20 protein-coding genes are annotated in these 22,690 nt (G+C 44.7%); all 20 read right to left on the bottom strand.

Translation table 11 applies throughout. The features are described from left to right. Positions 1-4 precede the first annotated feature (4 nt). The 20 genes from HMPREF1532_RS01165 to HMPREF1532_RS01075 all read right to left on the bottom strand — a co-directional run bounded on the left by HMPREF1532_RS01165 (position 5) and on the right by HMPREF1532_RS01075 (position 22,620). Positions 5-2,074 (bottom strand): putative porin, encoded by a 2,070-nt coding sequence (locus HMPREF1532_RS01165; protein ID WP_005923691.1) that lies wholly within the window; start codon positions 2,072-2,074, stop codon positions 5-7. Between the two features lie 179 nt (positions 2,075-2,253). Next, positions 2,254-2,808, bottom strand: coding sequence for a 2-oxoacid:acceptor oxidoreductase family protein (locus HMPREF1532_RS01160; protein WP_005923688.1), 555 nt, complete (start codon positions 2,806-2,808; stop codon positions 2,254-2,256). Positions 2,809-2,863: 55 nt separating this feature from the next. After that, positions 2,864-3,211, bottom strand: coding sequence for a four helix bundle protein (locus HMPREF1532_RS01155; RefSeq protein WP_025819160.1), 348 nt, complete (start codon positions 3,209-3,211; stop codon positions 2,864-2,866). A gap of 31 nt (positions 3,212-3,242) precedes the next feature. Then, positions 3,243-4,004 carry a thiamine pyrophosphate-dependent enzyme gene (locus HMPREF1532_RS01150; protein WP_005923682.1) on the bottom strand — a complete coding sequence of 254 codons (762 nt, stop codon included), beginning with the start codon at positions 4,002-4,004 and terminating at the stop codon, positions 3,243-3,245. Positions 4,005-4,016: 12 nt separating this feature from the next. Continuing rightward, positions 4,017-4,187: a hypothetical protein gene (locus tag HMPREF1532_RS21205; protein WP_005923679.1), complete on the bottom strand. Its 171-nt coding sequence runs from the start codon at positions 4,185-4,187 to the stop codon at positions 4,017-4,019. Between the two features lie 72 nt (positions 4,188-4,259). Then, entirely contained in the window at positions 4,260-5,342 is a 1,083-nt protein-coding gene (locus HMPREF1532_RS01145) for a 3-methyl-2-oxobutanoate dehydrogenase subunit VorB (RefSeq protein ID WP_005923676.1), read from the bottom strand. 11 nt (positions 5,343-5,353) lie between these two features. Then, positions 5,354-5,581, bottom strand: coding sequence for a 4Fe-4S dicluster domain-containing protein (locus tag HMPREF1532_RS01140; protein WP_005923672.1), 228 nt, complete (start codon positions 5,579-5,581; stop codon positions 5,354-5,356). Between the two features lie 21 nt (positions 5,582-5,602). Then, positions 5,603-5,881, bottom strand: a complete 279-nt coding sequence (locus HMPREF1532_RS01135) for a tetratricopeptide repeat protein (protein ID WP_005923669.1) — start codon at positions 5,879-5,881, stop codon at positions 5,603-5,605. A 715-nt stretch (positions 5,882-6,596) separates the two neighbouring features. After that, positions 6,597-8,003: a glycoside hydrolase family 28 protein gene (locus HMPREF1532_RS01130; RefSeq protein WP_005923666.1), complete on the bottom strand. Its 1,407-nt coding sequence runs from the start codon at positions 8,001-8,003 to the stop codon at positions 6,597-6,599. Positions 8,004-8,171: 168 nt separating this feature from the next. Further along, positions 8,172-8,606 carry a ribose 5-phosphate isomerase B gene (rpiB, locus tag HMPREF1532_RS01125; RefSeq protein WP_005923664.1) on the bottom strand — a complete coding sequence of 145 codons (435 nt, stop codon included), beginning with the start codon at positions 8,604-8,606 and terminating at the stop codon, positions 8,172-8,174. Beyond that, entirely contained in the window at positions 8,606-10,615 is a 2,010-nt protein-coding gene (locus HMPREF1532_RS01120; RefSeq protein ID WP_005923660.1) for a transketolase family protein, read from the bottom strand. The genes rpiB and HMPREF1532_RS01120 overlap by 1 nt, the downstream gene beginning before the upstream one ends. A gap of 425 nt (positions 10,616-11,040) precedes the next feature. Next, positions 11,041-12,714: a ribulokinase gene (locus HMPREF1532_RS01115; protein ID WP_005923657.1), complete on the bottom strand. Its 1,674-nt coding sequence runs from the start codon at positions 12,712-12,714 to the stop codon at positions 11,041-11,043. A 2-nt stretch (positions 12,715-12,716) separates the two neighbouring features. Further along, on the bottom strand, positions 12,717-14,246 hold the full coding sequence (gene araA / locus HMPREF1532_RS01110; protein ID WP_005923655.1) for an L-arabinose isomerase: 1,530 nt from the start codon (positions 14,244-14,246) through the stop codon (positions 12,717-12,719). Between the two features lie 65 nt (positions 14,247-14,311). Beyond that, on the bottom strand, positions 14,312-14,995 hold the full coding sequence (locus tag HMPREF1532_RS01105; RefSeq protein WP_005923653.1) for an L-ribulose-5-phosphate 4-epimerase: 684 nt from the start codon (positions 14,993-14,995) through the stop codon (positions 14,312-14,314). Between the two features lie 5 nt (positions 14,996-15,000). After that, positions 15,001-15,678: an NUDIX hydrolase gene (locus HMPREF1532_RS01100; protein WP_005923651.1), complete on the bottom strand. Its 678-nt coding sequence runs from the start codon at positions 15,676-15,678 to the stop codon at positions 15,001-15,003. A gap of 27 nt (positions 15,679-15,705) precedes the next feature. Beyond that, entirely contained in the window at positions 15,706-17,394 is a 1,689-nt protein-coding gene (locus tag HMPREF1532_RS01095) for a sodium:solute symporter (protein WP_005923649.1), read from the bottom strand. Between the two features lie 24 nt (positions 17,395-17,418). Continuing rightward, positions 17,419-18,558 (bottom strand): aldose epimerase family protein, encoded by a 1,140-nt coding sequence (locus HMPREF1532_RS01090; RefSeq protein ID WP_005923648.1) that lies wholly within the window; start codon positions 18,556-18,558, stop codon positions 17,419-17,421. A gap of 339 nt (positions 18,559-18,897) precedes the next feature. Continuing rightward, on the bottom strand, positions 18,898-20,052 hold the full coding sequence (gene galK, locus HMPREF1532_RS01085; RefSeq protein WP_005923642.1) for a galactokinase: 1,155 nt from the start codon (positions 20,050-20,052) through the stop codon (positions 18,898-18,900). Positions 20,053-20,082: 30 nt separating this feature from the next. Beyond that, positions 20,083-21,378, bottom strand: coding sequence for an MFS transporter (locus tag HMPREF1532_RS01080; RefSeq protein WP_005923640.1), 1,296 nt, complete (start codon positions 21,376-21,378; stop codon positions 20,083-20,085). Between the two features lie 141 nt (positions 21,379-21,519). Beyond that, positions 21,520-22,620, bottom strand: coding sequence for an aldose epimerase family protein (locus HMPREF1532_RS01075; protein WP_005923637.1), 1,101 nt, complete (start codon positions 22,618-22,620; stop codon positions 21,520-21,522). Between the last annotated feature and the right edge of the window lie 70 nt (positions 22,621-22,690).

Genomic DNA, 22,690 nt, shown 5'->3' with positions numbered 1-22,690 from the left:
AGGATTAATCATAGAAATTCCAGGATACACCAAATTTCAGCAGTCGGGGATTGATGGGATAGTGAGGTGCATAGAATGCATTCGGACGATTGATCAATCCATCGTTTACGTGATACATCATAACGAAGAAACGTGTCCGTTTCAGATGAAGATTGGCATATACATTGACAATGGGATAGCCGCCTATCTCCACTTGATCATTGGTTGGCTGTAGGTGGAACTGTCCCGTAGCAGGCATATAAGCCGGTGCATGGTATTTGGTAAAGTAACGTGCATCAGCACCCAATTGAACACTCAGTACTTTTTTCGCCAGTTTGAAATCTATATACAGGTTGTGGTATAACGAGAGATCCGGTAAGGGTAAGATTGTGCTGTTACTCGATTTTTGCCAGGTAACTTCATTGTCCAGATGAAGAATTCCAAGTTTGAAGTCTTGGGATAATGTGGCCGAAAGTACTTGGATGTTGCCTCCGAATTGTTCCGGAAGGGCTTGTTGGTTGAAATAAGTGTAGTTTTTAATGTTTTCTACACCGGCTTTCAAGTTTGTTTTCCAATGTTCGATGTTCAGTTCGCCTTCTATGCGTGTACGGAATTCTTTATCCATATTATCATCATCCCAATAGAAATGCTTGGAGTGGTAATGTCGCATATAAAATGAGGGTAATGTATTACTTACCGTTGCGCGTGCTATCAAACTGACCGTGTCTTTTCCCAAACGGAAATTCAGATCGAGGTCGCCTTTTACATTAAACTGTCCGATGGCTTTTCCCAATAATCCCACTTCGCCAATGGCATGATAATGAAGGATGCTGCCCTGCCGTTTAGATAATTCACCGCCTACAAAGACTTCATTCTCGGTATAGCGATCTATGCTGACCGAGTCTTTATTCATCAGTTCGTATTTACTTAATTTATGTGAGATAAAACCGGTCAGTCCGGCTTTGGCGTATTTATTGAAACCTTCGAGAAGGGAAATTCCCAATGTGTTTTTTACTCCTATATAGGAGGTGGAATCGTCGACGATATAAGGGACGCCCGGCTTGATGTATGTATTTTGATAATAGTCTTTCAACTGGTCTTCTGAAGTAAACTTATGCTTGCTCCATTCTACCTGCATCGTATGGATGAAGCTGGTGACGGGGACAAACTCCTGCACAGGTGGCAACGTGTCGTTTTCTTCTTGTGGCAGATCGCGGTGAAAACCTAACTTATAACGTTGTGCCAGAAAAACATAGCTATCTGAATTTCGGGAAGTAGCCGTACTCATAACCGTTGGCATATTGATCGACTCATAACTTTGCTGCCCACCGGATACGGCTTCGGGATCTTTGACGTAGTTGTCGTCCGTGATTCCTCCATTCTCGTTGTTTTTCAGATAGTTATAGCTGTATAACAGTGTTCCTTCATATCGCTCTCCCATATAGCTGATGAAAGGAGCGGCATTAAAAAAGGAGGTACTCGAATGGTTGTAATATCCTCGTCCGTATAAGTAATCGATATTGAAACCGAAAGCCAACTGCTTATTTGCGTTGACTGAGAAATATGCTTTGAAACGTTCTTCACCATTTACTTTACTACCGGCTTTATAGTATGTCAGATTGGTGTAGGGAACGTTACTGTTGGTGAAATTGAATTCGTTCGGCCGTATAAAGAAAAAGGAGTAGGGCTGCATGAAGATAGTCGGCTCCTGGGTAGCGTCACGGTCAAAAAAGATACGGGATATACGCGGGGCACCCATATTGGACAGATAATTATAGTGCCCTGTCATTCCTTCCGTAAGATTGGTATTCTGGAAGTTTAGACGTAATGTATCGGCAGGTGTACGGGTTACAGTTCCCAGATTTTCACTGATGTGCCACATGTAGAGCTTGGGGGGGAGTCCTTGTATTTCTACATTGCTACTATCCGGGTTTTGCGGACGCATGGCAGGATCAATCTGATTGCCGTATTGATCTACGATATTACCGAATTCATCTATCCGGTCGTCATACGGATTATTAGGGTTGACTTGCGCTTGGATAGCCAACTGACCTACAATGGCAAGTAATATATATGTAAGTAGGAATCGTCTCATAATTGGGCGCAAAGATAGTACTAAAAAGTTGAAAGTTGAAAGTTGAAAGTTGAAAGTTGGCTGCGCTGTGATGCTGCATAGTAACTTTTAACTTTTAACTCTCAACTTTCAACTGAATAAGCTTTCAACTCTCTATTTCTTCCAAATTTTCAACTTTCAACTGAATAAGCTTTCAACTTTCAACTTTCAATTTTCAACTCTTTTATCAGTTCCATCCCTTTTTTGATGGCCTCTTCGTTCATCGGTATCAAGTGGTGATGGCGTTCGGGAAGTGTCTTTTTTAAGCCTTTGATGACATTTTCCAATGTTACGATAGGGCGGAGTTTTAATAATCCACCCAACACAATCATGTTGAATGCTTTGGCATTTTTCATTTCATTGGCTGCATCCATCGCATCGATACGATATACTTTGATATCCTTGCGCGTGGGTGGGTTGATAATTCCATATCCGTCATAGATAAGTATGCCTCCGGGTTTAATGCGGCTTTCAAACTTTTCGAGTGACGGCTGATTTAAGATGATGGCGGTGTCGTACTTACTGAGGATGGGTGAAGATATTTTTTCATCGCTTACGATAACGGTAACATTGGCCGTACCTCCACGTTGCTCTGGTCCGTAAGCCGGCATCCAGGTAACCTCTTTACCTTCCATCAATCCTGAGTATGCTAAAATCTTGCCCATAGACAGTACACCCTGTCCACCGAAGCCTGCTATAATGATTTCTTCTTTCATGTTAATAATGTAATAATGTGATAATGTGCCAATATGCCAATGTGCCAATTGTCGGTTACATTTGCTGCTTGGCTGAATTTATAATGCTATTGAGTAATCTCAATATGTCTCCCAGATCGTTTAGCAAATTTGATTCGTAAGGATAGTTAACTGCTTCCTCACAAAGTAATAACCAATATCTGGTTTCTTCCGCTTCTTTTGCAGCTATCTTTAATTTATGAATAAAATCTGCCTTACTTTCACTGTTCTGTGCCTCATTGATATTAGCACCAATGGATGTACCGCTTTTTAGAAGCTGATTGGAAATTACGAATTTTTTGTTTTGTTCCAGAGTTTCGCAATAGCTTATAATTGATAATGCAAATGCAAAACTTTTGTCCAAAACTACATTTCCTGTCTTCATTGGCATATCGGCACATTGGCATATTGAGTCATTATTTATCTTTCAAATCACCTAATGGATAGAATGGAAACATGTGTTCTTCCATCCATTTATTGGCCTTTTCGGGTGTCATCTTCCAGCCGGAACTACAAGTCGATACGATTTCTACCAGATTGGAACCTTTGCCGTTCATTGAATTTTCGAATGCTTTACGGATGGCTTTCTTGGCTTTACGGATAGCCGGAACCGATTGTACGGATTGGCGGGTGACGTATGCCGTTCCTTCCAGTTGGGCAGCTATTTCGGTAATCTTTAGCGGATAACCGTGGAGATTCACATCGCGTCCGTAAGGACAAGTAGCTGTTTTCATGCCGACAAGGGTAGTAGGAGCCATCTGTCCGCCGGTCATACCGTAAATGGCGTTGTTTATAAAGATAATGGTAATGTTTTCGCCACGGTTCAGTGCATGGATGGTTTCGGCAGTACCGATACAAGCCAAATCACCGTCACCTTGATAAGTAAATACCAAGCGATCCGGCCACAGGCGTTTGATGGCGGTGGCCAGTGCAGGGGCACGTCCGTGGGCAGCTTCCTGCCAGTCGATATCAAGATAGTTGTAGATAAAAACGGCGCAGCCTACCGGAGAGATACCTACGGCTTTATCTTCCATTCCCATCTCTTCGATGACTTCGGCAATGAGTTTATGTACCACGCCGTGACTGCAACCCGGGCAGTAGTGCATGGCATTGGCGTTCATCAGAGTCGGTTTTTTATAAACCAGATTCTCGGGTTTGATTATTTCTTCTTTAGTCATAACTTGTTCTCCTTATCTGTTGGTGAATCGTATAAAAAACTCCATCAGCTTGACGAAGATCGCCGCACCGCAGACGTAGATGAATATCTTGAAATCATCTGCCACGAAGTAAACGATAATAGCTGCCAGAGCAAGTATCATGAAAAGTATGTTCAATACATTTCTTATTTTATCGGGATTCATCTTTATTCTATTTAACGATTAGACGGTTTATGATTAGACGATTGGAATTTCTTTGAGTCTAACCGTAAATTATTATTGCATTATTTTCTCTTTAAGAGCAGTCACTATCTCGTCAGGATCGGGAACAATACCACCGAGACGGCCGAAATGTTCTACTTTTACCTTCCCATTTACGGCAAGGCGTACATCTTCAATCATCTGTCCGGCATTCAACTCGGTAACAAGCATGCCTTTCACTTTTCCGGCATATGCTGCAATGGCTTTTGTGGGGAAAGGCCATAACGTGATGGGGCGAAGCATACCTACCTTGATACCTTCTTCACGTGCCAGTTCCATTGCCTTTTGTCCGATACGCGCCATTGAACCGAACGCTACGATCAGGTATTCTGCATTTTCACAATCGATTTCCTCGAAACGCACTTCATTTTCTTCGATTACACGATACTTGGCCTGGAAACGGATGTTGTTCTTTTCCATTTCTTCCGGACGGAGTTCGAGTGATGTAATGATATTAGGCTTGCGGTCTTTGGTTTTACCTGTACTGGCCCACGGGCACTGTGCGATTACTTCCGCGTCGGTACGGCGGGGTTTCATAGGCGGTAGCACTACTTTTTCCATCATCTGTCCGATAACACCGTCGGCAAGGATGATAGCCGGATTACGATATTTGAAGGCAAGTTCAAAGGCAAGTCCGACGAAATCAGCCATTTCCTGTACGGAAGCCGGAGCGAGTGCGATCAGTTTATAGTCACCGTGTCCGCCGCCTTTTACTGTCTGGAAATAATCTGCCTGACTGGGTTGGATGGTTCCTAATCCCGGGCCGCCGCGCATCACATTTACAATCAAACAGGGAAGTTCGGCACCGGCCAGATAGGAGATACCCTCTTGTTTCAGGCTGACGCCGGGACTTGAAGAGGAGGTCAGTACCATCTTGCCACTTCCGGCTCCACCATATACCATGTTGATAGCTGCTACTTCACTTTCTGCCTGAAGCACTACCATACCGGTAGTTTCCCATGGTTTCAGGTCAGCCAGCGTTTCCAATACCTCCGATTGCGGAGTAATAGGGTAACCGAAGTATCCGTCGGCACCGCAACGGATGGCTGCGTGAGCGATGGCTTCGTTACCTTTCATTAATACAACTTCTTCTGCCATATTCGTTTCTTTTATTCACATTTAACTTTATACACTGAGATACAACCGTCCGGGCAGACCGTTGCACACGAACTGCACCCGTTACAGGTATCTTCCAACACCTGCCGGGCATAGTTATACCCCTTTACGTTCACCTCTTTGGCGAGTGATATTACATTGAGCGGACAAGCCACCACACACAGATTGCAGCCTTTGCAACGCTCTGTGTCGACTACGATTGCTCCTTTAATTTTTGCCATAATCTATCGATTTTATTACGTTTATTGATTATACATGTCCTTGTGATAGAACTCCAGAATATCCATTACCATTTTGCGGGCTTGCAAAGCCGGGCTTTCCGGGTTGATCTCAATAGCGGATTGATAATTGTTGAGGGCTTGTTGCCAGTTTCCTTGTTTTCGGTAAGCGTTACCCCGTAGGTAGTAAACTTCGTCTTTTCCGGCGAAGTCTGATTGAGTGAGGAGAGTATCGAGGGCTTCAATCGCCTTATTTACATCTCCCTGATTGATAAGCTCTTTTATGGTCTCCATTTGTTCCATATCTGTTGAGTTTCAGAGTTTGCACTACAAAGATAGTTTTTTATTTAGATTCGTTGCTCATGAAACAGGTTAAATTTCTTCCTTTTATTCTTTTTCTATTTAAAATAGAGAGGATATAAAGGGATTTTAACGACAATTTGTCATTTTATTATTTTACGGGGAAGTGGCTGAGTTACAATTTGTAAGGAGGTCTTTTGACTCCGGATGCAGGGAGAAGATCCGTATGTTTGTGGATTTCGTGGCAAATAACCTCTATTCAACTTGTTTTTACCCCGTTCACCGCCTTCACCTTTTTCTATCAAACCCTTTGTTCATAGGCGTTACGGGGTGAAGGCAAACTTTGTTTTTATGTACCGTTCAAAAACCATCCGGAAACGGTGCTTACGTGCGTCAAGCACGGTGCATATGACCAGTAAGAAGGAGTCTCAGGGGGAGTATATACCCGGCATCGGGATATTGGTCTGCCGGTTCTTTTCTTCTTTAGTGTCGCTTCACCCTGTAGGCTCTATGGATAAAAGGTTTAAATCAAACACTTCCATATGCTTCAAGTATAAAAGTAACCAATAAAAAAAGACTTAGCATCTTTTTCTAAAGCCTGCTAAATCTTTTTCTTAAAGACGTTATATGTTTTTTTGAAAGACGTTACATCTTTTTGGAGAGGATGTTACGTCTTTTTGGAAAGGATGCTACATCTTTTTTGACTGGTTCTATGGATTTACTCTTTTACAAGTTTTCCGTTTATGTATAGGTTCTTGAGAGTAACGTTTTTCGCTCCTTTTATGTCATTGGTTCCTTTTGCAACATTATTGAAGTGCGAGTCTTCCACGCTGATGTTATATACATGTTGATCGTCGTCCAACCCGATGATGAGCACTCCTAACCGGCTTTTTTCACAAGTTACATTTTTCAGGTGTACATTGCGGACAACAGGAGGAAAGTTGCGGTTGCAGTTCTCACGGTTTTCATATTGCAAGTTGATACGCAATACTGCTTCCCGGCACTGGCCTACGGTGATATCACGGACAAATACATTTTCGATGATGCCGCCCCGGCAAGTACTGGTTTTGATACGGATCACACGATCCAGATTGGGGCTGTCCATTTGGCAGTTTTCTACAAACAGATTGCGGTATCCGCCGGATATTTCGCTGCCGATCACTACGCCGCCGTGTCCGTTTTTCATTTTACAGTTACGTACAATGATGTTTTCACTCGGAATATTCCATTTACGTCCATCGGCATTACGTCCCGATTTGATAGCGATGCAGTCGTCACCGGTGTCGAATGTACAATTCTCTATCAGCACGTTTTTGCAGGATTCCGGGTCACATCCGTCTCCGTTGGGACCACGGTTGAAAATGTTCACTCCACGTACGATCAAGCTTTCACAGAAAAGCGGGTGAATCACCCAGAAAGGAGAATTCAGCAAAGTGACATCTTCTATGAGGATGGTGTGGCAGGAGTACAGATTGATGAGTTGCGGACGTAAACCGTCTTCCGGTGTCATCACACGCTTGTAGATGGGAGTGGAGGTCTCTCCATACATTAATAAACGTTCGCGACCGCCGTTACGCTGTGCCACCATGCCTTCTTTCCAGCCATATTTGGCTGCACCGCACATTGGCCACCAAGTGTCGTTGGAGCCTTGTCCGTCAATGGTGCCTTTGCCGGTAATGGCGATATTGGTTTCACCGTAAGCATAGATCAAAGGGCGCGCGTTGTAACAGTCCAACCCTTCCCAACGGGTTATCACACCGGGGAAATACAGGCTTTGATCAGTGAGGAATTTCAGTACGGCTCCTTCCTCCAAGTGAAAGTTCACATTGCTTTTCAACGTGATAGGACCGGTGTAGAATGTTCCTTTGGGAACAATCACTGTGCCGCCTCCTGCCAGGCTGCATTGAAGGATTGCCTGGTTGATTGCTTCATGGCAAGGTACCGACTCATTGTCCGCTTTTGCTCCGAAATCCGTGATGTGGTACGTTTGTTTGGGGAACGATGTTTTCTTGATCTGCTTTTCGATCTTTTTGCTCTCTTTGAAAGCTTTGTCAAAGTCAATCGGATTGGCGAAAGTGATTGCTGCTGTTAACAACAAAGATAGGAATCCAAATATTCTTTTCATTTGTTTTGGGTTGTTTTTGATGGATAATAGATTTTATGGTTGCAAAAATACGAACTGTCGCGCATCTCTATCTGATGTATTTTGATTGAAAAGGTGGGTTTTTTGATTTAATATGAAAAGAAAACCCGGCTTCAGTCAGTCTGAACCGGGTTTTCTTGTACTATGTTCTTATTTTACGGGAATTTTATCTATTCTTTTCTGGTGTCTTCCTCCCTCGAATGGTGTAGAGAAGAATTCTGTCAGAATCATATCCGCTTCTTCAGTACTGATAAAGCGTCCCGGCATCACGAGCACATTGGCATCGTTGTGTTGGCGGGCCAGATGTGCGATCTCTGCTGTCCAGCAAAGTGCGGCGCGGATGCCTTGATGCTTGTTCAGTGTCATGCTGATTCCGTTTCCACTTCCGCAGATAGCAATTCCCGGATAGCATTCACCGGCTTCTACAGCCAATGCTAACGGGTGAGCGAAATCCGGATAATCACAACTCTCGGTAGAATAAGTTCCGAAATCTTTGTACTCCCAGCCTTTTGCCTGTAGCCATCCGCGAACGAATTCTTTCAGCTCAAAACCGGCATGGTCGCAACATAATCCGATTGTTTTCATTATAGCATTTCTTTTACCTGATTGTATACGTTTTCGGCAGTGAAACCTAATTTTTCATCCAATACCTTGTATGGAGCGGAGAAACCGAATGATTCGAGTCCGAATACTTTGCCGTTAGCACCGGCAAGACCTTGCAAGTTGACGGGCAAACCGGCTGTCAGACCGAATATCTTTGCACCTGTCGGGAGAACAGATTCTTGATATGCCTTGTCCTGGCTGCGGAACAGACCTTCGGAAGGTGCGGATACGATACGAAGTTTCACACCGTCTTTACGAAGCAGTTCGGCTCCGGCTACAAGTGTGGAAACCTCTGATCCGGAAGCAACCAGAATAACATCCGGGTTTTCATCGGCACCGGCAATGACGTATGCGCCTTTGGCTACTTGGGCGTAGTCCGTTCCGTCCGGAAGGTTGGCAATATTCTGACGAGACAGGATTAATGCAGTCGGGGTATAGACATTTTCCATAGCCAGCTTCCATGCGATAGTCGTCTCTTCGGCATCTGCCGGACGAAGTACCAGCATTGAATTGTGGCCTTTGTGGTTTTTCAGTTTCTCCATCAGGCGGATTTGTGCTTCCTGTTCTACCGGTTCGTGCGTAGGGCCGTCTTCGCCTACACGGAAAGCATCATGCGACCAGATGAATTTCACCGGTTGTTCCATCAAGGCAGCCATACGGATAGCAGGTTTCATGTAGTCCGAGAATACGAAGAAAGTGGCACATGCAGGGATTACACCGCCATGAAGCGACATACCGATACAGATACAAGCCATGCTCAGTTCGGATACACCGGCTTGGAAGAAAGCACCGCTAAAGTCACCGCGTTTGAATGCGTGTGTCTTCTTGAGGAAGCCGTCGGTTTTGTCGGAGTTGGAGAGGTCGGCAGAAGCCACTACCATGTTTTCCACCTGAGTAGCAAGAGCGCCGAGCACAGTTGCCGAAGCGGCACGGGTGGCGATACCTGCTTTCTGTTCGATGGCATCCCAGTTCACTTTCGGAGCTTTGCCGGAGAAGAACTCGGCCATTTTAGCTGCCAGTTCCGGATTTGCTTTGGCCCATTCGTCCTTTATGGCATGCTTCTCGGCTACGATCTTTTTCAGATCTTCAGCGCGTTTGGCATACAGTTCGGCCACTTCGGGGAAGATTGTAAACGGTTCGTCCGGGTTACCACCCAGATTTTTGATGGTGTTGATGTAGGCATCTCCGCCCAACGGAGCACCGTGTGTAGCACAATTGGCTTCATAGCTGCTTCCATCGGCTTTGCGTGCACCTTTACCCATCGTTGTTTTACCGATGATCAGGGTAGGGCGTTCACTTTCTGCTTTTGCCTCTTTGAGGGCAGCGCGGATGGCATCGGGGTCGTTACCGTTGATTTCGATTACTTTCCAATCCCATGCCTTGTATTTCATGGCTACGTCTTCTGTTGTGACATCTTTTGTTTCAGTAGAAAGCTGGATGTCGTTGGAGTCGTAGAACATGATCAGATTATCCAGTCCTAATGTTCCGGCAATGCGTCCTGCACCCTGTGAAATTTCTTCTTGGATACCGCCGTCCGAAATATAGGCATAGATGGTTTGGCTCATTACTTCACCGAACCGTGCTTTCAGGAATTTAGCGGCGATGGCTGCTCCTACGGCATAGGTATGTCCTTGTCCGAGAGGACCGGAAGTGTTTTCCACACCACGCATTACATTTACCTCCGGATGTCCCGGAGTGGGGCTGTCCCATTGGCGGAATTGTGCCAATTCGGCCAGCGTATATTTGCCGGTGAGAGCCAGCACGGAATAGAGCATAGGCGACATATGTCCCGGATCGAGGAAGAAGCGATCCCGTCCTTCCCAGCGCGGATTCTGTGGGTCATATACTAAGAACTCGGAGAAGAGTACGTTTACAAAGTCTGCACCACCCATTGCACCTCCCGGGTGTCCGGAATTGGCTTTTTCAACCATCGAAGCAGCCAGGATACGGATGTTGTCCGCTGCACGGTTCATAAGTTTATTATCATTCATATCTCTTAAAATTTATAAATTTCATTCTTTTCTTTGGCAAAGATAACTCTTTATGTGTAATTAGAAATACAAAACATACATCTTTTTGTGGCTTTTGAAAGATGGTTCTTGTTTTGAATACAATAAGCTTTTACCGTAATCCGAGTTATACTGAATATATAACAAACTATTTACTAACTGGTTTTACGTCAGTTGCATACTTATTGATTTTTACTTTTGAGAATTGGAAATGATACAATATATATAGTAGTTAAGTAGTCAAGTAGTCAAGTAGTAGATAGTCAAGAGAAACACATCAGCAAGTCATTTCTACTTAACTACTTAACTACTTAACTACTTAACTACTTGACTACTTGACTACTTGACTACTTGACTACTTAACTACTTGACTACTTAACTACTTAACTAACTACTAAACTGCTTAGCTATTTAAACAGCTCTTTTTCTGTAAATTGACCGAGTTTGATATATTTTTCGTATATCTCTTTATAGGCAGCTGCGTTTTCGGCATTGGGGCGATATTCGTTGGCGAAGCCGGAGTTCATTGCTTTCTGTGCATCCTCGACTTTGGTATAGATACCGGCGGCGGTGGCGGCAAACATGGCGGCGCCTAATGCGCATGCTTGGTCTGTGCGACAAACTTTGATAGGCATATCCAGCACATCGCTTAATGTCTGCATCACGAAAGGGGACTTCAGGGCAATACCGCCGATACCGATCACGCTGTCTATCTGTACGCCTTCGCTGCGGAATCGGTCTACAATGGCTTTTGAACCGAAAGCGGTCGCTTCTACCAGTGCGCGGAAGATACGGGGAGCCGTACTGCCCAATGTCAGTCCGGTGATTGTTCCTTTCAGCAACTGATTGGCATCGGGTGTACGGCGTCCGTTCATCCAGTCGGTAGCAATGACCGTGCTTTCGCTTACCGGAATCTTTTCTGCTTCGGCAGTCAGAGCCGGGATGATACGGTCGATTGATTCGGCTATCAATTTTTCTTTGGTGGCTTCATCGATCAAGGCCGATTGCCCGATGATGTTGTGCAACGGGAATTCGAGAACACGTTTGAACCAGGCATAAATATCTCCGAATCCGGATTGCCCGGCTTCCAGACCGATCATGCCGGGGATAACGGAGCCGTCCACTTGTCCGCAAATGCCTTTTATCAGATTGTGTCCGATCTCTTCATAGGAAGCTACCATCACATCGCAGGTAGACGTACCGATCACCCGGACGAATGTGTGGGGAGTCACTCCGGCACCGACAGCACCCATATGGCAATCGAATGCCCCTCCGGCAACCACTACTTTGGTGGTCAGTCCGAGACGTGCCGCCCATTCTTCGGTCAGATGTCCGACCGGTTTGTCGGCGGTTTCTGTTTTTTCGAACAGACGGTCGCGGAATCCTGTCAGCAACGGGTCTATCTTGGTAAGGAATTCATCAGAAGGCAGTCCGCCCCATTTTTCGTGCCACATCGCTTTATGACCACAGGCACAACGGCTACGCACAATATCACTGCTTGTCTTGACTCCGGTGATAAGTGCAGGCAGCCATTCGCAATATTCTACGATGCTATATGCTTTGGCACGTATCGTTTCGTCTGCTCTCAATACGTGCAAGGCCTTTGCCCAATACCATTCGGAAGAATAGATTCCGCCTTCATAGGCTGAATAGTCGATGTCCCATTCTTTGCAGGCTTTGTTTATCTCGGCGGCTTCCTGAATGGCGGTGTGGTCTTTCCAAAGAATGAACATGGCATTCGGGTTTTCGGAAAATTCGGGCAACAGGGCAAGTGGGGTTCCACTGGTATCTGTCAGGGCGGGAGTACTTCCGGTAGTGTCGAAAGCAATACCGACTACTTGTTCGGCAGTACCCGCCGGACATTGTGCAAGGGCTTCCTTTACAGTGCCTTCGAGCACGTCGATATAGTCTTGCGGATGCTGGCGGTATTGATTGATGGCAGGATTGCAATACAGGCCTTTTTGCCAACGGGGGTAGTATTGCACGGCAGTGGCAAGCGTTTCGCCTGTCAGTGCATTGACTACGATAGCGCGTGCAGAGTCGCTACCGTAATCGAGTCCTATTACAAATTTACTATCCATAATTAGCAGAGAGCTTTGTTTAGCATATAATAAATTTCGTTCATGCGCAGCTCTTTTTTAAAGCAGCTGATCGTGGTATCTTTATTGATATGTACCATTTCGATACCTGCGATTTCGGCGTAGTCTTCCCAATATTCGGCCGTCAGGTCGTAGGAGAAGCAAGAGTGGTGCGTTCCACCGGCCAGAATCCATGCTCCTGCACCTATTTCGAGGTTGGGCATCGGAATCCAGAGAGCGGAAGCGACGGGTAATTTAGGCAACGGTTTCGGTTCGATGCACTCTACATCGTTTACGATCAGGCGGAAACGGTTCCCCATATCTACGATAGTAGCCGTGCAGCCTGTACCGACTTTTGAGGTGAATACCAGTCTGGCGGTCTGACTCTTGCGAATACCTATGCCGAGGAAGTGTACCTCCAAACGGGGCTTGTTGGCAGCGATGAGCGGACAAACTTCCAACATGTGCGATTGCAGGATAGAGCTTTTTGCGCCGTCGAAGTTGAGTGTATAATCTTCGAGGAAAGAACAGCCTTTCGGAAGTCCCTGATTCATTACCCATACAGTGCGATATAGGGCGGCCGATTTCCAGTCGCCTTCCGCACCGAAGCCGTAACCTTCTGCCATCAGACGTTGGGAAGCAAGTCCGGGTATCTGGTCGAAACCGTTGTATTCAATATCACCTAAATCGTCGAAGTTGGTAGTGAATCCTTTTGCTCCTTTTGCTTTCAGGATAGCGCGGATAGCCAGTTCGGCTTTAGCGGCATTCCATACTTTCCGATAGGCTTCCGTTGATGGGTCTTCCAATGCTGCATCATGGTCGTACTCTTTGAAATAAGTAGCTACTAATGCGTCCACATCTGTATCCTCGATCTCTTTGTGATACTCCATCAGTTCGCTTACCGGGCAGTAGTCTACGTGGTAACCCATACGCTGTTCGGCTTCCACCTTGTCACCATCAGTTACGGCAACATTGTTCATCTGGTCTCCGAAACGGATGATCAGCATATCCTGTGAGTCTGCCCAACCGGCACAAACACGCATCCAGACAGCAATTTTGTGTAAAGTATCTTCTTCTTTCCAATAGCCTACCACTACTTTACGACGGATACGCATGCGGGTACAGATATGTCCGAATTCGCGGTCGCCGTGAGCTGACTGGTTCAGATTCATGAAATCCATATCCATTGTATCCCATGGAATTTCCTTGTTGAACTGGGTATGCAGGTGCAGCAATGGTTTCTTCAACTGTTGCAGACCGTGAATCCACATTTTGGCAGGAGAGAAAGTATGCATCCAGGTGATGACACCGATACATTTTTCGTCATTGTTGGCAGCTTTGAAAACAGTTTCCACTTCTTTGGAAGAATTGGCCGTACCTTTGTATACCACTTTAACAGGAAGTTTGCCGGACTCGTTCAATCCGTTTACCATTTCATTAGAGTGTGCATCTACTGCGATTACTGCGTCACCTCCGTACAGAAGCTGTGCTCCTGTTACGAACCATACTTCATATTGATCAAATGCGTTGTTCATATCTTCTTTTATTTTTTAATTATTAATTCGTTGGTTATTTCATTCTTTCACTCTTTCATTCATTCTTACTGTCCATAATAAGCGTTCGGCCCGTGCTTACGGTTGAAATGTTTTTCTATCAGGAGCGGGTTCATGGTCAGATTGGGATTGATGGTGTAAGCAATGCTTGCCATTTTGGCCACTTGCTCCATGACCACTGCATTGTGTACAGCGTCTCCCGCATCTTTTCCCCATGCAAACGGACCGTGATTTTTTACCAATACTCCCGGCGTATGCATCGGATTTAATTTCTCAAATCGTTTTACGATGACATTGCCGGTTTCCAACTCGTAGTCTCCTTCCACTTCTTGGACGGTCATATCTGCCGTACAGGGAATGGCATCGTGGAAATAATCGGCATGGGTTGTTCCTATGTTCGGTATGTCGCATCCCGCTTGTGCCCATGCAGTGGCATAGGTGGAATGAGTATGTACTACGCCGCCGATTTCGGGAAATGCCTTGTAGAGTATCACGTGGGTAGGAGTGTCCGAAGAGGGTTTAAGTGTTCCTTCCACTACGTTTCCGTCGAGGTCGACTACTACCATGTCTTTCGCTTTCATTTTCTCATAGCTGACGCCGCTGGGTTTGATGACGACTAATCCTGTTGCGCGGTCGATAGCCGATACGTTTCCCCAAGTGAAAATGACCAATCCATGCTTTACTAATTCCAGATTGGCATGAAATACTTTTTCTTTCAGTTCTTCCAGCATATCAATTATAATTTAAATTTGGGGGATTTGCGGTATACTTTGTTATTGAACTTGTATAGGGCTGCTCCCCGTTTGGATCCTGTTTTATCAATTTTATCCGTTTTCTCAATGAAGTCCATTTCGGCTACCCGCTTGCGGAAATTCCGTTTGTCTATCGGTTCGCCATAAATCGCTTCGTACAGGCTTTGCAGTTGCGACAGGGTGAAAAGTTTGGGCAGGAGGTTGAACCCGATAGGTTCTGTAGATGCTTGTGTCCTCATCATCTCCTGTGCCTTTTCCACCATCTGCGGGTGGTCGAATATCAGAGGCGGGAGCTCGTTGATGTTCATCCAGTATGCATTGTGTTTCTGCACAAGTTCACGGTCATATTCATTGATGTTGATCAGTGCATAATAGGCGATGGAGATTACTCTTTCACCCGGATCGCGATGTATCTCTCCGAAAGTATACACTTGTTCCATGTACACATCCTGCAGTCCGGTGAGTTCTGCGAGAATGCGTTTGGCTGCCTCGTCAGCACTTTCATTCTGTTGAATGAACCCACCCATCAGAGACCATTCTCCTTTAGCCGGTTCAAAGTTTCTTTTCAGCAGTAACAGGCTCAGTCCGTCTTCGTTGAAGCCGAAAATGATACAGTCGACGCTGACATAGAAAGTAGGATTCGAAGAATAATAATTATTCATTTATTAAATCTGTTTATGCAGTTGTTTTTACCAGAAATACCAATAGAAAGCTGCTGTAATAGCCAATATGATTACAGTATGGATAATATCCCAATGATTCCAACTGGCACGGGTCGTTGCTTTTTGCTCGGAGGTAGCTGTTCCGAATACAAGTCCTTGTATCTTTTCGGCAGTCGGAGGAGTTGTAAACAGACTGACTACCACTACGACGACTATGCAGAATAGGAACATCCATCCGCAGAAAAACAGCCAGTTCAAGTCATAAAACAGATATTTGAACAGAGAACTGTCGGTGACGGTGGCATTGCTGTAATAAACTTTAGCTCCCAAGCGGGTCAATCCGATCACCATACCGGCTATCAATCCCCACATACCGCCTTGTGCAGAAGTTTTTTTCCAGGTAATACCCAATAGGAAGGCGGCCGCAATACCCGGAGCCAATACCGACTGTACGTCTTGCAGATAGGTATATAACACATCTCCTACACTACGCATGATAGGAATCCACAGGATACCTAAAATTACGATGACTACTGTTGCTATCTGGCCGATTACTACCAGCTTCTTCTCGGAAGTCTGGGGTTTGAAACGCTTGTAGAAATCGATGGTGAACAGCATGGCGGATGAATTAAACAGAGAGGCCAGTGAACTCATCAATGCTGCCAGAATGCCGCATACAACCAAGCCTTTTACACCGGCAGGCAGTATTTTGGCTACAAGGGTGGGGAAGGCGGCATCTGCATTCGGGGTTCCGTTAGCCAGTAGGGGAAGGAAGCCACCGTCACCGATGTATTTTTGATGCAGTGCAAAAGCGATCATACCCGGAATCAGAAACAGGAATACCGGTAACAACTTCAGATAGGCTCCGAAGATAGTGCCCCGGCGGGCCTCTTTTTGGTTTTTACCGGAAAGAACACGCTGTACGATGAATTGATCCGTACACCAATACCAGAATCCGATGATAGCCGATCCGATCAATGCGCCTAACCATGGGAAATTGGGATCATCATTACTGCGAATGAGTTCGGTCATGGTGTTTCCTTGATCATTGACAGTGACTGCACCGCAAATCCTCATCATTTCGTCCCATCCTCCGAGCTCTTTGAAACCGAGTACAAGTATGATCAAAGAGCCCAATAGCAGAATCGGAGTTTGCAATACGGAAGTATATAGCACGGACTTCATTCCTCCGAAAATGGTGTATAATGCAGTCAGTACCACCAGACCGATGGCAGCGATCCAGAAAAAGTCGATTCCCCAAAGTTCCTTGATACCGAATACTTGCTGGAACACCAAACCGCCCGCATATACCGTAACGGCTACCTTGGTAAGTACATAGCTGATTAAAGAAATGACTGAAAGGATGGTGCGTGACTGGGAATTGTAACGTCGTTCCAGAAATTCCGGCATCGTGTATACCATACTACGGGAATAGAACGGTACGAATACCCATCCTAAGATAAGAATCATCCATCCTTGAATTTCCCAATGAGCCATAGCCATACCACTGGATGCTCCTGCACCTGCGAGGCCTATCAAGTGTTCCGAACCGATATTCGATGCAAATATAGATGCACCGATGGCAAGCCATGTTGCATCGCGTCCTCCTAAAAAATAGTCGGCAGAGTCGTTTTGTTTTTGTTTTACTACCCAAACTATAATTCCGATCAGAGCCAGGGCAAAGACTCCGATTACAATCCAATCTAATGCTTCCACGATATTAATGATTTTAAGTTTATATTATTTTGCTATTGAAAACTTGAAGATACATTCGCTGTTGTAAGTCTGCCCGGGTTCCAGTATTACAGAGGGCCATTGTGGCTTGTTGGGACTGTCGGGATAATGTTGTGTCTCCAGACATACGGAAGCTCGCTGATTGTAGGTAATGCCTTTTTTGCCTTGTATGCTTCCATCCAGGAAGTTGCCGGTGTATACTTGTATGCCGGGTTCATTGGTATATACTTCCAATGTAATGCCGCTTTGGGGGGAAGTCAGTCGGGCAGCAGGTTTTGTAATATCTCCATTGGTGTTCAATACCCAGTTGTGATCATAGCCATTACCGTTTTTGAGTTGAACAAAATCATATTTAGTGATGTCCTGACCGATTGCTTTCGGAGTGATAAAATCCATAGGAGTATCCTTCACCGGAATTATCTCTCCGGTAGTCATGAAAGTGCTGTCTACCGGGGTATAATTATCTGCGTTCACATATAGTATATGATCTGTTGCGGGTTGTGACGGATCTCCCGAAAGATTGAAATAAGAATGGTTTGTCATATTAATGATAGTCTTCTTATCTGTGGTGGCACTGTATTTTATGTCCAAAGCATTGTCATCCGATAGTTTGAATGTGACTTTAGCTGTTACGTTTCCCGGAAAGTTCTCATCTCCGTCCGGAGATAGGCGTGTCAGTTCTAATGTTGTATTGTCTATAAGGTTGGCATCGTATACTTGATATTGCCATCCTTGCGGTCCGCCGTGCAAACAATGCCCGAAATTGTTTTGCGGTAATTGTATGGTGTCATTGTCCAGCACGAAGCGACCCTGAGCTATTCGGTTGGCATATCGCCCGATGGAAGCCCCAAAATCACTGGGTATGCGGATATAGTCATCGATGTTATCAAATCCTAACACGACATCCTGTATTTTTCCGTCTTTGTCGGGCACCATTATAGATACGATGCGTCCTCCGAAATTGGTAATGCAAACTTCCATTCCCGATTTATTCTTTAATGTATAAAGATTGGTTTGGGAATGGTTTACTTCTGTACTGAATTTTACCGGATCAAGTCCGGATAATGTAGATACTTTGTCTGGCTTCTGTTGGCATGCCATCAGCATCAATGTGGAGAGTCCCACTAATAAGATTTGCTTTTTCATGGATTAGTATTTTATGTAAATGAGATACTTATCTTATTTTGGGTGTAAAAGTAACACTTTTGTTTGGTGTAAATATTACACTTTAATATGTTGTGCAGCATATATTTTGTTTGTTGTAATATAAAATCTTATTATTTACAAGTCGTATGGCTTGACTGTGGGGTGAATTTTCGTGTGGATGAGGGAAGAAATCGTTTGTTGTATATGGCTTGAACAGAGGGATTCGGGTGTGAAAAGCAAAAAAACTTGCCCGGGTAAATGTTTAAAACATATTTCCCGGGCAAGTAAAATTTTTATAGGACGAAATTTTATATTCTTCCTCTTTTTATTAAGATAGGGTTATGCTAATCTGCGCGAACCGTCTCCGATTACCACATCGTATACTTTCGGACTTCTGCCGAATTTAGCTTTGAATGCTTCTTTCGCTTTTGCGATGAAGTTATCGTAGAGTTCTTCTTTTACTAAGTTGATGGTACAACCGCCGAAACCGCCACCCATTACGCGTGATCCGGTTACACCACATTCTTTGGCCAAATCGTTGAGGAAGTCGAGCTCTTCGCAACTTACTTCATACAATTTACTCATACCGTGGTGAGTTTCGTACATCTTCTGACCTACAGTTTCGTAATCGTCTTTTTCCAAAGCGTCGCAAACATCAAGTACGCGTTGGATTTCTTCGATCACATATTCGGCGCGCATATAGTCTTCGTCGCTAATGTCTGCTTTCGCTTCTTTCAGCATATCCATTGTACAGTCGCGCAGGAATTCTACATGCGGATGTTTCTTTTGGATAGCGGCTACAGCAGCTTCGCAACTCTGGCGGCGTTTGTTGTATGCAGAAGAAGCCAATTCGTGTTTTACCACCGAATCAACCAAAACCAGGCGGTAACCTTCCGGCTTGAATGGGAAATACTGATATTCCAAAGAACGGCAATCCAAGCGAATCAGACTACCGGCTTTTCCGAATACGGAAGCAAACTGATCCATAATACCGCAGTTCACGCCACAATAATTGTGTTCGGTAGCCTGACCTACTTTTGCCAATTCGAATTTATCTATTTTATTATCACCGAACAGTTCATTCAGTGCGAAAGCATAAGTACTTTCCAATGCGGCGGATGAAGACATACCGGCTCCCAATGGCACATCGCCTGCAAAAGCTGTATTGAATCCTTTTACGTCAACACCACGTTTGATCATCTCGCGGCATACACCGAAAATGTATCTGGCCCAGCTGGCACGGGGAGCGTCTTCTTCGTTCAATCCGAATTCTGTATAGTCTTTCAAGTCGATTGAGTAAGCGCGTACTTTATCTGTTCCGTTCGGTTTGATTTCTGCAATCATTCCTTTATCGATAGCTCCCGGAAATACGAATCCACCGTTATAGTCGGTATGTTCGCCGATAAGGTTGATGCGGCCCGGTGAGGCATAAACAAATCCTGTAGTTCCGTCAAAGTGTTTGATGAAACGACTTCTTACGTGTTCTATATCCATGATACTTTTAAATTATTAAGAGTTAATAAATTATTCAACAGGAATATTCTTGTTTACATTTTTGCAACCGATCAGTGCATAATATAGCATGTAAGCAAAAGCAATGAAAATAACCCAGTAGCTGGACAGGAAACCGAGAGAATCGGCTACTCCACCTTGCAATAATGGCAAAAGACCACCACCGCAAACCATTACCATGAAGATACCGGAAGCTGCTTCTGTGTATTTGCCAAGACCTTCTACTGCAAGATTAAAGATACCGCCCCACATGATGGAAGTACACAAGCCGCAAAGAATCAATAACATGATATTGACAGGAACCTGAGCCATACCGAATGAAATATCAGACTGGAATACCGGCATGCTTACATGTATGGTAGTGGGCAGGAATATAGCACCTGCAACCAGAATCAGTCCTAAAGAGGAGGCAAATGTCAACATAGCTTTACTGGAGAATTTTGCACCTAAAGAAGCACCGGTCAAACGGCCGATCATCATAAGGAACCAATAGGTACCTACTACCGATCCGGCAATAGTGGTATCGATGGCCAAACCACCACCACCTGCCTGCGTAGTCATAAACAAATTGGCAAAGTGAGGAATACCGACTTCTACACCTACATATACGAAAATGGCTACTGCTCCAAGAATGAAGTGACGGAAAGACAATGGGCTGTGAGGATCTTTTGTTTTTGTTTTCGCAGCTTTTTCCAAACGTGGTTCCGGAATCTGCATAAAGAACAATACAAGGAAAGCAACAGCGAAGATGGCCATGGCGATGTACAAAGCAGGAAGTGCCTTTGCAATCGTTCTTTCTTCAACAACAGTTCCCATCAGGTAACCTACCAATACCGGAACGATTGTAGCTGAAATAGAGTTGAGTGTACCGCCGGCCTGAATCAATTGATTACCTTTTTTGCCGCCACCACCAAGTGTATTCAACATTGGGTTTACTACAGCGTTCAACATACACATGGAGAAACCGGAAATGAACGCTCCGGAAAGATAAACGGTGAAACCGTAATCCGGTCCTGCCTGTGAAGCAAGCGCTTGCACTCCAACACCTGTGAAACCGACGAGGATAGCGATTAATGCTGTTTTCTTATATCCGATTTTTTGGAGTAACATACCGGATGGGATACCCATGAAGAAATAAGCGATAAAGTTAGCGGCAAATCCTAAAGTAGCCTGAAAATTGGTTGCACCGAATTGATTCTGTACAATGACTCCAAAAGGAGCAGGAAGTCCTGTTACGAACGAAATCATTGCGAAGAGGGCGAACATCATTGCGATAGGCAATAGATAGCTCTTTTTTTGTTGTGTCATGGTTTTAAAAAAGTTGTTAGTTTATAAAATTAGGTTAGTTGTAAACATGATGATGCTGGGAGAGAGTTGAGAGTTGAAAGTTGAAAATTAGGCTGCGCTGTCTATGCCGTATGGTAACTTTCAACTCTCAACTCTCAACTTTCAACTCTTGACCGTTCCGAATTTGTAAATCGTAATCTGTTGATATTCATCTCCCGGGAGCAATACTGCCGATGGGAAATGGGCTTTATTGGGCGTATCGGGGAAGCATTGTGCTTCAAAACAGATCGCACTGCGTGCCGGGAACGTGGCTCCGTGTGCGCCTTCGAATCCATTCAGCCAGTTTCCGGTATAGAGCTGTACACCGTTTTCTGTAGTATACACTTCCATAATACGTCCGCTTACCGGATCAGTACAGGTAGCTGCCAAATCAAGTGAACCGATTTCTGCTTTGTTCAAAACATAGCAATGGTCATATCCGGCTCCGAATACGAGTTGCTGGAATGAATTATTGATACGTTCCCCCACTGTATGAGGGGTACGGAAGTCCATAGGTGTTCCTTCTACTTTGGAGACTTCTCCTGTAGGGATGGAAACTTCGTCTATCGGGGTATAAAAATCCGCGTTGATAGTGACGATGTTGTTTTCTATGGTCGGAGTAGGATTGGCAATTCCTGCCAGATTGAAGAAACCGTGGTTGGTAAGGTTCACAACAGTAGCTTTGTCGGTAGTGGCACGATATTCTATTACCAGTGCATTTTCCTCTTCTTCGAGTCGGTATGTCATTTCTACTTCCAGATTACCTGGGAATCCTTCTTCTCCGTCAGCCGATACGTAATTGAAAATGATTGTGCTTTCATCGACTTGATCGGCATCCCAGACACGTGCATGAAATCCGGTAGGACCTCCGTGGAGAGAATTCGGGCCATTATTGATGGTTAACGAGTGTTCTTCGCCATAGAGAGTGAATTTCCCTTTGGCAATTCGGTTTCCGTATCGGCCGATAGTGGTGCTTAAGAAAGGTTCGGGACTGTTTATTACATGGTCTATGCTGTCGTGTCCCAGAATGACATTGGCATATTTTCCGTTTTTGTCGGGAACCATTATAGAGAGAATGGCGCAACCGTAATTTGTTACGGCAACTTCCATTCCTTTCTTGTTTTTCAGGATAAATAAGTCTGTTTTCTTATCATTTATATCCTTTTGAAAATCTTCTCGGTTTAGACCGGATAAATTTCCTTCTGTTGGGAATGTGTTATTCATGTCTGATATATTAAAATTTCTTGCAAATAAAGGGAAATTCTTCCGTACTCCCAAATTATTCACAGTAAAT

Source organism: Bacteroides salyersiae WAL 10018 = DSM 18765 = JCM 12988, from assembly GCF_000381365.1.
Taxonomy (GTDB): Bacteria; Bacteroidota; Bacteroidia; order Bacteroidales; family Bacteroidaceae; genus Bacteroides; species Bacteroides salyersiae.
The sequence above is the reverse complement of the archived record's forward strand: the minus strand, read 5'-3'. Positions and strand labels throughout refer to the sequence as shown.

What these genes read in the sequence shown, in the direction of transcription:
- HMPREF1532_RS01105 (WP_005923653.1), bottom strand. Translation starts at nt 14,995, where the DNA reads ATGCTGGAAGAACTGAAAGAAAAAGTATTTCATGCCAATCTGGAATTA.
- HMPREF1532_RS01130 (WP_005923666.1), bottom strand. Translation starts at nt 8,003, where the DNA reads ATGAAAAGAATATTTGGATTCCTATCTTTGTTGTTAACAGCAGCAATC.
- HMPREF1532_RS01140 (WP_005923672.1), bottom strand. Translation starts at nt 5,581, where the DNA reads ATGGCAAAAATTAAAGGAGCAATCGTAGTCGACACAGAGCGTTGCAAA.
- galK (WP_005923642.1), bottom strand. Translation starts at nt 20,052, where the DNA reads ATGGATATAGAACACGTAAGAAGTCGTTTCATCAAACACTTTGACGGA.
- rpiB (WP_005923664.1), bottom strand. Translation starts at nt 8,606, where the DNA reads ATGAAAACAATCGGATTATGTTGCGACCATGCCGGTTTTGAGCTGAAA.
- HMPREF1532_RS01090 (WP_005923648.1), bottom strand. Translation starts at nt 18,558, where the DNA reads ATGAAAAAGCAAATCTTATTAGTGGGACTCTCCACATTGATGCTGATG.
- HMPREF1532_RS01155 (WP_025819160.1), bottom strand. Translation starts at nt 3,211, where the DNA reads ATGAAGACAGGAAATGTAGTTTTGGACAAAAGTTTTGCATTTGCATTA.
- HMPREF1532_RS01160 (WP_005923688.1), bottom strand. Translation starts at nt 2,808, where the DNA reads ATGAAAGAAGAAATCATTATAGCAGGCTTCGGTGGACAGGGTGTACTG.
- araA (WP_005923655.1), bottom strand. Translation starts at nt 14,246, where the DNA reads ATGAACAACGCATTTGATCAATATGAAGTATGGTTCGTAACAGGAGCA.
- HMPREF1532_RS01150 (WP_005923682.1), bottom strand. Translation starts at nt 4,004, where the DNA reads ATGACTAAAGAAGAAATAATCAAACCCGAGAATCTGGTTTATAAAAAA.
- HMPREF1532_RS01145 (WP_005923676.1), bottom strand. Translation starts at nt 5,342, where the DNA reads ATGGCAGAAGAAGTTGTATTAATGAAAGGTAACGAAGCCATCGCTCAC.
- HMPREF1532_RS01120 (WP_005923660.1), bottom strand. Translation starts at nt 10,615, where the DNA reads ATGAATGATAATAAACTTATGAACCGTGCAGCGGACAACATCCGTATC.
- HMPREF1532_RS01080 (WP_005923640.1), bottom strand. Translation starts at nt 21,378, where the DNA reads ATGACACAACAAAAAAAGAGCTATCTATTGCCTATCGCAATGATGTTC.
- HMPREF1532_RS01115 (WP_005923657.1), bottom strand. Translation starts at nt 12,714, where the DNA reads ATGGATAGTAAATTTGTAATAGGACTCGATTACGGTAGCGACTCTGCA.
- HMPREF1532_RS01165 (WP_005923691.1), bottom strand. Translation starts at nt 2,074, where the DNA reads ATGAGACGATTCCTACTTACATATATATTACTTGCCATTGTAGGTCAG.
- HMPREF1532_RS01135 (WP_005923669.1), bottom strand. Translation starts at nt 5,881, where the DNA reads ATGGAACAAATGGAGACCATAAAAGAGCTTATCAATCAGGGAGATGTA.
- HMPREF1532_RS21205 (WP_005923679.1), bottom strand. Translation starts at nt 4,187, where the DNA reads ATGAATCCCGATAAAATAAGAAATGTATTGAACATACTTTTCATGATA.
- HMPREF1532_RS01075 (WP_005923637.1), bottom strand. Translation starts at nt 22,620, where the DNA reads ATGAATAACACATTCCCAACAGAAGGAAATTTATCCGGTCTAAACCGA.
- HMPREF1532_RS01100 (WP_005923651.1), bottom strand. Translation starts at nt 15,678, where the DNA reads ATGAATAATTATTATTCTTCGAATCCTACTTTCTATGTCAGCGTCGAC.